Below are 10798 nucleotides of genomic sequence, written 5' to 3' on the forward strand. Positions count from 1 at the left end.
TTCCGATCTCCCAACCCCAAAGGATTTTTTCTCCCTCTCCCCGCAGCCCTTCTGGCTGCGGGGAGAAAAAGGCACATCCCCAAAAGATGGACAAAGCGCTACGAACAACGATGCAAACCCTGGACAACATGGGCAGGCCTTGAGCCTGCCTCCCTGCACACATCCCATGACCGCAATGGATTACGTCCGCTGGTTGCGAGAGCGCATCGGCCCGGAGCCCGTCTGGCTGGTCTACGCCACCGCCCTGATCGTGAATGAATCCGGGCAGCTTCTCCTGCAGCAGCGCGCAGACTTCGAGGCCTGGGGTCTGCCCGGTGGGGTTATGGAGCCGGGTGAATCCCTTCTCCAGGCCCTTCACCGCGAGGTGGGGGAAGAAACCGGCTTAACGATCCAGGCCGGACGGCTGATCGGTTTGTACACTTCCCCGGAGTTCATCGTTCGTTACCCCAATGGCGATATCGTCCACCCGGTGACTGCTTGTTTCCTGGCCTATCCGGAGGGAGGCGTTCTACGTCCGGATGGGCGCGAATCGATGGCCCTGCAATGGTTTTCCCTGGAGGACCTCCCCCCGCTGCCCCCATGGTATGCGGCGATGATCGCCGATTACCGGCGCGGCCATCCGGCAGCGGCTTTCCGGAGCGGGGCTCCCGGGCGGCCGATTGGGAGTCCCGGGGAAACCATCCGGCGTCTCCGGGAACGGACCGGCACCGCGACCCTGGTGGTCCCTGCGGCCAGCGCCGTGATCCTGAACGAGCGTGGGGAGATCCTCCTGCAGCGACGGGAGGATAACGGTGAATGGGGGCTCCCCGGAGGGATTATGGAGATCGGCGAACGGATCGATCAAACGCTCATCCGAGAGGTGTGGGAGGAAACCGGCCTTCAGGTCGAGCCCATCCGCCTGGTGGGCCTGTACACGGATCCGGCATGGACCTTTACCTACCCGAACGGAGATCGATCCCAGCATGTGGTGGCATGCTTTGAGGCCCGGATTGTGGGCGGCCGCTTGCAGGCGGACGGCTTGGAATCCCTGGAGATCGGGTTTTTCCCGCTGGATCAGCTCCCTGAGCCGCTGGATGTGCGTTGGAGGGTTCGGATTGAGGACACCTTGGCCCGCTATCCATACGCGGTGGTAAGATAAAAATTCGCCTCCTTGAAGCGAAGTCGAGAGATGCGGAAGAAGAACTGGCTCGTTTTCATCGGGGTGTTGATTGCGCTGAACCTGGTCGCGCTCTGGGGATCGCAAATTGCGGTCGATCTCTCCCCTATGCCCACCTCAACGCCCACGGCCACCCGTATTCCACCCACCCCCTCGCCAACACCGCCGATGCCTACACCCACGCCGTCCCCTTCACCGACCCCCACTTGCGTGCCCGGACACATGGAAAGCGGCGCCGTGTCCGTTCCGGGGATGGGCTTAGAGATCCCGTATCAGATTTATCTTCCCCCCTGTCTGAACCCGGGGCGGCGCTATCCGGCTCTTTACCTGTTCCACGGATACCCTTACGATCAAACCCACTGGGATCAGCTGGGAATCGATGAGGCGCTGGAAGCCGGGATCCGCGCGGGGCGTTGGCCCTCTTTCCTGCTGGTTCTGCCTGGATTTCCAGATGATTTGTATGTGCGCACCAGCGGGGGGCCAGGCTCCGTTGAGGCCGTGATGCTCGAGGTTTTGATCCCGTACATCGAGGCCCGCTATCCGGCCGAACCCGCCCGCTGGGCCCGGGCGATCGGCGGGATCTCCCGCGGAGGTGTGTGGGCGTTGGAGATCGCGCTGCGCCATCCCGAGGCTTTCGCCAGCGTGGGAGGGCATAGCCCGGCCCTGAGCGTGAACTTCGCCCCGCTGGATTACGATCCCTTCATCTTAGCCCAACGCGCGGATCTCCGGGGGCTGCGGATCTATCTGGACGCTGGGGATGCGGATTGGGCGCTGGAGGGAACCCGACAACTGGCCGCGATCCTGGAGGCTCGGGGGATCCCGGTGCGTTTCGAGGTGCATCCGGGGGAGCATGCGGACGTCCTATGGGCCAGCGCCCTGGAAAGGTATCTGGATTTCTACGCGGAACCCTGGCGGCTGTTCAAACGATAGCCCTTTCACGCCCGGCCTAACTCCGGGAGGCTCACCAGGTGTCTGAGGAGCTTCGTGGGTTCCTACGCCGGATTGTTCAGCCAGCAGCCATGGTGGCGGGCCTGGGCCTGCTGGGGAAATTGACCGGCTTCCTAGCCCAGGCCGTGGTCGCGGCGCGTTTCGGCACCGGGCCGGACAAAAGCGCCTTCGATGTGGCCATGGTCATGCCGGACTTCCTGTTCCTATTCACCGGTGGGACCCTGGCGGTGGTCCTGGTGCCCGTGCTCACCGCGCTGTCCATCCATAACCCCCGCGAAGCGGCCCGTCTGGCCACCACCGTCGTTCTCCTCACGGTTGGCGGCCTGATGCTGGTCGGGTTGCTGATCGCATGGAGCGCGCCCTTTTGGGTGCGCACGGTCTTCGGGCCCGGACTTCCCCCGCCCGTGCAGGATCAAGCGATCCACCTGCTTCGTGTGCTTTGGATCGTGGCGGTGCTGTTCGGGCTCAGCGGGGCCCTCACGGCGGTGCTCCACACCGCCCGGCGCTTCGTATGGCCCGCCCTAGGCTCGGTGGTGGCTGACGGCGGGCCGATCCTTGGGGCGCTGCTCCTCGCCCACCCGCTGGGGATCCTGGGGCTGGCGTGGGGGGTGACGCTGGGGGCGCTCTTCCATAATCTGATCCTGCTCCCTGGGCTACGGGGGTGGCCATGGGCCTGGGCGTTGGATCCTGGGCATCCCGGGTTGCGGACCGTGGGGGCTCTGCTGATCCCGCGGGCGCTCATCGTCTCGCTGGCCTACTTCCAGATCGCCTGGGGGTATCGATGGGTGGGCGGCCTGGAACCCGGGGCCGTTGCCGCCCTGGCCTATGGCTGGCGCCTGATGCAGGTCCCTCAGGCGTTGATCAGCACCAGCCTGGCGACAGTGCTCCTCCCCACGCTCTCCGCCCACGCGGCCCGTGGCGATTGGCAAGCCCTGCGACGGGATCTGGGCTGGGCGCTGGGGATCGCGGGGGCGCTCTCGGCGCTGGCTGGGGGGGCGCTGTGGTTTGGAGGAGAGCCACTGGTCCGAGGGCTGCTGGCCCGAGGGGCCTTCGGCGAGGCCTCGGTGGAAGCCGTTGGGGCGGCCCTCCGGATGTTCACGCCGGGGTTGCTGACCTACACCATCACTGAGCTCACCGCCCGCGCCTTCTATGCGCGCCATGACTTCCTCCGGCCGTTGGCGGCGGCCGCCATAGGCACCGCTGTGTATCTCCTCCTGGTTCCAACGCTCGTTCAGGCCCTGGGGGCGCCCGGCCCGGCCCTCGCCAACAGCCTGGCCATCGGCCTGGAGGGACTCCTCCTGTTGTTCTGGCTCCAGTTCCCCAAGCGATAGGATTTTTGCTGGGGATAAAGGGGAGCGGATGGCCCCGCCTTCCTTTGTCCCCCACAAGGCAATCCGTTGCATAACTCCCATTGGGGCTTTACACGAGCGCACTTACTTCGTGAGGTAGCGCCAAGCGTCGATCAGGTTACGCCCTTTCCCGAGTCGTTCCCGCAGCGCCGCCCGCATCACCTCCCGCTCATTCCATGGATATTCCACCGTCCCGTAGCACATGGAAGGCTCATGGCCCTTCCCGCAGGCGATCACCAGATCCCCGGGCCGGGCCAGCCCGACGGCGAACCGAATCGCCTCAGCGCGATCCGGGATGCGCCAGAAGTCCACGCCCTCCATCCGCCCCTCCGCCCGCACCCCATCGGCAATGGCCTCGAGAATGCCCTCCAGATCCTCCGTCCGCGGATCCTCCGCGGTGATGACGATGAGGTCCGCCAGCCGCCCCGCCACGCGTCCCATCATCCCCCGCTTTTGGACGTCCCGCAGCCCAGCGCTCCCGAAGACTACGATCACCCGACCCGAGGTCATCCGGCGCGCGGCCCGCAGAGCCTGCTCCAGGGCGTTCGGCGTGTGGGCAAAGTCCACAATGGCGAGGAAATCCTGCCCCTCGTCGATCCGCTCCATGCGGCCGGGGACGCCTTGGAGGCGCCGCACACCCTCCGCGATGGCCTCAAGGGGAATCCCCAGGGCGATCGCCACCCCCGCGGCCGCCAGGATGTTCGCAACGTTGTATTCCCCTACCAAGGCGGTCTCCACCGGGATCGTCCCGATGGGCGTGCGAAGGCGGAAGCGAGTGCGATCCGGCTCGAAACGGAGATCCTCCGCGGTGAGGTCCGCTGGCATCTCCAACGCATAACTCAAGTGGCGGTCGGCAGGGATCCGGCGGAAATAATCGAAGGAGGGATCCTCCGCATTGAGGACGGCCGTCTTCGGCAGGCCCTTGTCGGCAGAGATCTTCAGCATCTCAAAGAGGCGAGCCTTGGCGGCGCGATAGTTTTCCCACGTGCCGTGGAAGTAGAGGTGCTCGTGGGTGATATTGGTCAAGACGGCAACGTCGAAATCGCACGCGGTCACCCGGTGCTGGGCCAGGCCTTCGGAGGTCGTCTCCAGCACCGCGTGGGTCAGACCCGCCTCGACCATCTCCGCAAGGTAGCGTTGCACATCCGGGGCCTCAGGAGTCGTCGTGTGAAGGCCGGTGTCGTAGATGCGGTCCCCGATCACGGCGTTCACCGTGCTGATCATCCCCGCCCGATGCCCAGCGGCAGTCAGGATCGAGTGGATGAGGTTCACCGTAGTGGTCTTGCCGTCCGTTCCGGTGACGCCGATCAGAATCAGCTGTCGGGAGGGAAAGCCCCAGAAAGCGGCACATAGCCAGGCCAGGGCCTCCCGACCGTTCGAGACCTCCACGTAAGGGAGATCATCCGGAAGGGGGATTGCCTCTCGGGGCCGCTCCCCCACCACGGCGACGGCTCCCCGGGCCAGGGCGTCGGGAATGAAGGTATGCTTGTCGTGCTGGAGCCCTCGGTAGGCCACAAAGAGGGCACCTGGGCGAGCCTGGCGCGAGTCCGTGACCACCTCATGGATTTCGGGATCGCCCCCGCTGTGCCGATAAGGAAACGGGAGCGCTTGCAGCAATTCCGAAAGCCGACGTGGAGGCATGCTTGCCTTCCCTTACGGAAAGTCAAGATGAATCGTAACTGTTCAGCCGTCCTCACGCAACGCGATACGGCTATGGATGTTTCACCCTGGGTTTCCTCCTGGGGGATGTGGGGGCAGAGACGCGCCATCGTCGTATGCCTCTGTCCCCGCAATATTTTTCATCCCCCCTCGGTTTGTAGGGGGCGCTTTAGCGCCCGTTTCCACAGCCGCGGGGAGGGGGAATGAAGGGAGGTGGGGGTCTGCCACCTCTTTGCGGGAGCTCCAAACCGAATGGGGCCAGACCGAATAGTTACGATGGCTCCACGATTTCGGCGGGCAGCCGGGAGGGCGGCCGCGCGATTTTACCCGGTTTCCCCTTCTAGAAGGGGGGCGAGGATCGCCCGCCGTTCTGCCTCCCAGCGGGCGATCCACGCCCGCTCCTCCTCCGTGAGCGCCGCCCGCAGGAGGAGGTCCGGACGGCGTTCCCAGGTGCGCCGGAGGGATTGCAGCCGGCGCCAGCGGGCGATCGCCTGGTGGTGGCCGGACCGTAGGATCTCCGGGACCTCCCACCCGCGGTAGACCGCGGGGCGGGTGTAGTGGGGATGCTCCAAGAGACCTTCGGCGAAGGAGTCGTGGCGGGGGGCATTCGGATCTCCCAGCACGCCCGGCAACAGACGCACCACCGCGTCGATGATCACCAGGGCGGCGGGCTCGCCTCCGGTCAGGACGAAGTCTCCGATGGAAATTTCGTCGGTAACTAGATGCTCTCGCACCCGCTCGTCGACGCCTTCGTAGTGGCCACAGATCAACACCAGCCGGGGATGGCGGGAGAGCTCCCAGGCCACCTCCTGAGTGAAACGACGCCCCCCGGGATCCAGGAGGATAATGGGAACACTGTCCCGCATCTCCGGTGAGACATCCGAAAGGATGTGTTCCACCGCCTCGAAGATCGGTTCCGGCCGCATGACCATCCCGCCACCGCCCCCGTAGGGGGTATCATCGGTCACGCGATGGCGCCCCAACCCGAAAGCCCGCAGGGAATGCACCGCGATTTGGACGCGCCCCGCCTCCTGGGCTCGCTTCAGGATGCTTGCCCGCAAAGGGCTTTCGAAATATTCCGGGAACAGCGTCACCACATCGATCCGCATCGCCGCTCGCTCCATAACCGGCGAGCCTCGTGTCCATTCCGACACTCGATTTATTCGGTGATCACCGGGATGATCATCGGCCGGCGGCGGGTGTGGCGGTAGAGGTAATCCGCCAGTGCAGTCTGGATCCGATGGGCCAAGGCCTGGCGGGACCTGCTCTCCCCATTCGCTGAACGGACGGTCTCGATGATCAGCTCCTCCGCGCCGGCCAGCAACTCCTCCGCCTCCCGGGCGAAGGTGAACCCACGGGTGATCAGCTCCGGCCGCCCGATCACCCGGCCGGTCCGGGGATCCCGTCGCACGACGATCACCACGAACCCCTCTCGGGAGAGCACCTCCCGCTCCCGCAACACCTCCGGGCCGATATCCCCCACCAGCGCGCCGTCCACGAACACATACCCGCCCGGCACCCGCTCTGCCACCTGCCCTTGGCCGTCCTTGAACTCGATCACCCACCCGTTCTCGACCGCGAAAATATTCTCCGCCGGGATGCCCAGCTCCATCGCCAGCCGGGCGTGGGCCTTGAGATGGCGGATCTCCCCGTGGATCGGGATGAAATAGCGGGGGCGGACCAGGTTGATCATCAATTTGAGTTCCTCCTGGCTGGCGTGGCCGGAGACGTGAACCGGAGCGATGGGGTCATAGAGCACATCCGCCCCGCGCTGGAAGAGCCGATTGATCGTCCGGTGCACCATCTCCTCGTTGCCCGGGATCGGATGGGCCGAGATGATCACCGTGTCGCCCGGGACGATCCGAAGCTGCGAGTGCTGGCCGGCCGCCATGCGGGCCAAGACCGAGGAGGGCTCCCCCTGGGCCCCGGTGGTCACGATCACCACTTGGTGGGGCGGATAACGACCGATCTCGTCCGGACGGATCAGCACCCCGGGGGGGATCTCCAGGTAGCCGAGCTTCTGGGCGATCTTAACGTTCTCGACCATGCTGGTTCCGGCAAAAGCCACCTTGCGGCCGTAGCGGAGGGCCGCTTGAATCACCTGCTGGAAGCGCGAGATGAGGGAGGCGAAGGTCGCGATGATGATGCGGCCCTTCGCTTGGCGGAAGGCTGCGTCGAAGGCCGAATCGATCACCCGCTCCGAGGGAGTCCAACCCGGACGATCGGCGTTCGTGCTGTCGGAGAGCAAGGCCAAGACCCCCCGCTTGCTGAACTCCGCCAGGGCTGCGAAATCCGTGGGTTTTCCATCCACCGGTGTCTGGTCGAACTTGAAGTCCCCGGTGTGGACGATGAGGCCAGCCGGGGTGGTGATGCCCAGCCCCACCCCATCGGGGATGCTATGGCATACCCGGAACAGCTCCACGGTGAACGGGCCGATGCTCAGGCGATCGCCTGCCTGGACCGTGTGGAGGGTCACCCCCTCGCTCGCTTTCGCCTGCTTGAGCTTCACCTCGATCAGCCCCCGGGTGAGCGGCGTAGCGTAGATCGGCGCCGGGATCTCCCGGATCAGGAAGGGAAGGGCACCGATGTGGTCCTCATGGCCATGGGTCACCACGATCGCTCGCACCCACGCTTTCTTATCTTGCAGGTATTGCCAGTCGGGGATAATGAAATCCACCCCCAGCATATCGTTCTCCGGGAACATAATCCCGGCGTCGATGATCAAAATGTTGCGTCCATATTCAATGGCCATCATGTTCTTGCCGATTTCACCCAACCCCCCGAGGGGGACAATGCGCAAAACTTGAGCCATCGCGAAGCTTCTCTCCTTCCGAGGAATTCTACAGGCTTGCGTCAGGATGCCCGTTGGGGCAGACGCAGGACCTGTCTTCATCTGATCCACGCGGCCCTTTCGGCCGCGTCAAGGGTGTCAACGCAAACGAAAAGGCCGCCAGCGCCCTCTCCGGGCATCCGGCGGCCCCATCCCGAATGTTCCCACTGAATAATCAGCGCTGCTTTGTTTTTATCATAACCGCGAAAATAGATTTCGTCAACTTTCGGGCGGGAAGGGATTTTACACGCCATCGGACCGACGAAGGCCGGCTCTTTGCCTCAGAGGAAGAGAGAAATTTTTCCAGGGTTAGGGGCCGCTGAAGGCGCCCCTAACCCCGGAAGGCCCCTAACGCCCACTATTTAGATGGAGGCTCGCCCTTTGTCCGACGCCCAAGATGGGCGCCAAAGTGTCCTACTACAAGCAAGGCTTCGCTCATAGTAGGGGGCTTTAGCGCCTGTTTTTTCTTGCGCACACGAATCACGAGTTCTCGATTTCGCTTAACGTGGATAGCGGGGAGAGCCCTTCATGCGATGAAGGTCCGCCCTCGGCCGTCGAGGCCGCGATCGCGCACACGGGGTATAATAGATAAACGGAGGGGTGGCCGAGTGGACGAAGGCGGGTGACTCGAAATCACCTGTGGGCCCTTGAAGGCTCACCGCGGGTTCGAATCCCGCCCCCTCCGCCTGCGGCGCGGCTATCCATGGGTGGAGGCATGGCGTTGGCCGTGCCTCTGCCCGTGGGCATAGGCCTGCCGAAAATGTCCCCCATTAAGGAACAGGTGCGAAAAGCCAGGGAATGACCTCCTTTTGAGTCGGATTTGTGCCTCCCGTGCGCCCGTCTTGACCCCGACGGAGGCCCCCGTGTGGGAGAGCGGCTGTTCGGCAGATCCTACCTTGTGCATCCCGCCCCCTCTGCCGGACCCGGAGCGGGGACATCCTTTGCCGAAGCTTCCCGATGGATCATCGCGACATGGACCCCATCGGTGTGATTCCAAATTGGAGGTGGGCCATGCGACGCCGGATTCGAAACATCGAGAGCACGCTGCCTGGGGGATCGTTATCCAGCTCATCGGCCCTGCTGTTCCCTTGGTCCTGGGGATCCTGCTCATGGTCGCTGGCTGGATCGTCCGGATGGCACGCTATATCTTAGGAATCCCTCTCCCCGATCTCCCCAGCTGGATCCTCTTCCTGGGCGGGGCGCTGTTGCTCGTCGGGGTGCTCCTTTATGCCCTGCAAAGCCTGCGCTGGGAGAATCTCGGATAAGAGAGCAATCGAAAGGCCCAAGTTTCATAAGAAGAGCACCTTTAGTCTATCTCGATCTCTAGACGTGGGGCCATGGCCGGTAGGCGGCGAGCCAGCCCGAGAAATCCCAGGGCCGCCACGAGGGCGATCCCCGCCCCACCCCACCAAATCGCCACCGGCCCAAGCCGATCATGCAAGATCCCCCCGATCACCGGGCCCACCCCAAATCCCACGCCCCACGTCAGCCCGTAGATGCTCATATAACGCCCCCGCGCCTCCGGCGGGGCCATGTTCGCCGTCAGCGTGGTGGCCGTGGGGATCATCAACATCTCCCCGATGGTGAGCAACGCCATGCTGAACAGAAATGCCGGAAAGCTCCGCCCCAGAGCCACGCTGCCCACCCCCAGCGCGTAGAACAGCGCGCCCGCCGACAGCACCCAGAGCTCCCGGAACCGGCTCGCCAGACGGGTGATCCCGTATTGCAACCCCACCACCATCGCCGCATTGGTGGTCATAATGAACCCATACAGATGCTCCGGAACTCCAAAGCCCTCTTTCACATAAACCGGAAGCAGGACCATCATCGTGATGTAGGCCATGCCGGCCAGGGTGTAAAACCCACAGAAGGCGAGGAACGGACGATCCCGCAGGATCCCTGCATAGCCTCCCCCCAGAGGCGAAGCTCTTGGCTCGTTTGGTGTCTGCGGACGAGTCTCCCGGGCTCCCAAGAGCACTAGCCAAGCGAAGAAGAGCTGGGCAGCACCCCCTAAAGCGAAGGCCAGCCCGTAGGATGCGGAGACGACGAAGCCGCCGATGGCTGGGCCAATGGCCACACCCAGATTGGCCATCATGCGCAGCAGGGCATACGCGGATGCCCGACGTGACGGCTCAATGAGGTCTGCAACCATCGCGTCGCTCCCCACCCGATAAATCGGACCGAACCCACCCATGAATGCCATCAGAGCCGCCCATGCCAGGAGAGAGGTCGCGGGGATCATGCCCAGCAAGACCAGCCCGCTCCCCACCAGACCCGCCACCATCGCCCCCTTCCGACCGAAGCGATCCACCACCAGGCCGGCGACCGCCGTGGTCGCCAGCCCCGCCACCGCGTTCAAGGTCAACAGCGAGGCGATAAGGGTGAGAGAAATGGGAAAGCGCTGCCGAAGGTAGAGCGTGAGGAACGGCCAGACCATACTCCCCCCGATCGCACTGACCAGTGTCCCACCAAAAAGCAACCAAAATTCCCACGGATAACGATCGCCCCATCCTCGCCAGCTCATTCCATACCCCCTGGATGAGATCACTTCCAGCGACGCTTGCTTCGACGTTGCCGCTGGAACCCCGATTCCACTTCGAGGGTTCTCAAACTACATCTGTCTCACAAACGAAGCAAAAAGGTGGTCTGGGCACCCTCAACTCTCAGACCACCCTATAGAATCCCTGCAACGCAGGCTGCTTGGGGCGGCTGCGGAAGAAAAGTTTGCTGTGAGGCGCGGGCCGTTGACACGGCTTGCGCCTCACAGAAATTCCACAAGTAGGAGTTACGTGGTTGATTTCCCCGTAGGGGCGTTTTGGGGGCGGAGCCGGACGCCTTTGGCGTCCGAGATCGGAA

8 protein-coding genes and 1 tRNA gene are annotated in these 10798 nt (G+C 64.0%); 5 read left to right on the forward strand and 4 right to left on the reverse strand.

Annotated features, from left to right (window positions below; all coding sequences use genetic code 11):
- The first annotated feature begins 166 nt into the window (after positions 1 to 166).
- The 3 genes from ACFMO5_RS10270 to ACFMO5_RS10280 are packed head-to-tail and all read left to right on the forward strand — an operon-like array spanning position 167 to position 3435.
- Positions 167 to 1138 (forward strand): NUDIX hydrolase, encoded by a 972-nt coding sequence (locus ACFMO5_RS10270; RefSeq protein ID WP_376792657.1) that lies wholly within the window; start codon positions 167 to 169, stop codon positions 1136 to 1138.
- A 30-nt stretch (positions 1139 to 1168) separates the two neighbouring features.
- Positions 1169 to 2086: an alpha/beta hydrolase gene (locus ACFMO5_RS10275; RefSeq protein WP_376792658.1), complete on the forward strand. Its 918-nt coding sequence runs from the start codon at positions 1169 to 1171 to the stop codon at positions 2084 to 2086.
- Between the two features lie 38 nt (positions 2087 to 2124).
- Positions 2125 to 3435: a lipid II flippase MurJ gene (locus tag ACFMO5_RS10280; protein ID WP_376792659.1), complete on the forward strand. Its 1311-nt coding sequence runs from the start codon at positions 2125 to 2127 to the stop codon at positions 3433 to 3435.
- A gap of 102 nt (positions 3436 to 3537) precedes the next feature.
- Here ACFMO5_RS10280 and ACFMO5_RS10285 read toward each other — a convergent pair whose 3' ends face one another.
- The 3 genes from ACFMO5_RS10285 to ACFMO5_RS10295 form a co-directional block, all read right to left on the reverse strand.
- Complete coding sequence (locus tag ACFMO5_RS10285) at positions 3538 to 5094, reverse strand: UDP-N-acetylmuramoyl-L-alanyl-D-glutamate--2,6-diaminopimelate ligase (RefSeq protein WP_376792660.1); 1557 nt, start codon at positions 5092 to 5094, stop codon at positions 3538 to 3540.
- A 341-nt stretch (positions 5095 to 5435) separates the two neighbouring features.
- On the reverse strand, positions 5436 to 6221 hold the full coding sequence (gene trmD, locus ACFMO5_RS10290; protein WP_376792664.1) for a tRNA (guanosine(37)-N1)-methyltransferase TrmD: 786 nt from the start codon (positions 6219 to 6221) through the stop codon (positions 5436 to 5438).
- Positions 6222 to 6271: 50 nt separating this feature from the next.
- Positions 6272 to 7924, reverse strand: a complete 1653-nt coding sequence (locus ACFMO5_RS10295) for a ribonuclease J (RefSeq protein ID WP_376792661.1) — start codon at positions 7922 to 7924, stop codon at positions 6272 to 6274.
- A gap of 612 nt (positions 7925 to 8536) precedes the next feature.
- Between ACFMO5_RS10295 and ACFMO5_RS10300 the strand changes: the two genes are divergently transcribed.
- A tRNA-Ser gene (locus ACFMO5_RS10300) sits at positions 8537 to 8627 on the forward strand.
- Positions 8628 to 8940: 313 nt separating this feature from the next.
- Positions 8941 to 9207: a hypothetical protein gene (locus ACFMO5_RS10305; protein ID WP_376792662.1), complete on the forward strand. Its 267-nt coding sequence runs from the start codon at positions 8941 to 8943 to the stop codon at positions 9205 to 9207.
- Positions 9208 to 9248: 41 nt separating this feature from the next.
- Here ACFMO5_RS10305 and ACFMO5_RS10310 read toward each other — a convergent pair whose 3' ends face one another.
- On the reverse strand, positions 9249 to 10466 hold the full coding sequence (locus tag ACFMO5_RS10310; protein ID WP_376792663.1) for an MDR family MFS transporter: 1218 nt from the start codon (positions 10464 to 10466) through the stop codon (positions 9249 to 9251).
- Positions 10467 to 10798 lie beyond the last annotated feature (332 nt).

Origin of the sequence: Thermoflexus sp., assembly GCF_042408365.1 — a bacterium.
Lineage (GTDB): Bacteria > Chloroflexota > Anaerolineae > Thermoflexales > Thermoflexaceae > Thermoflexus.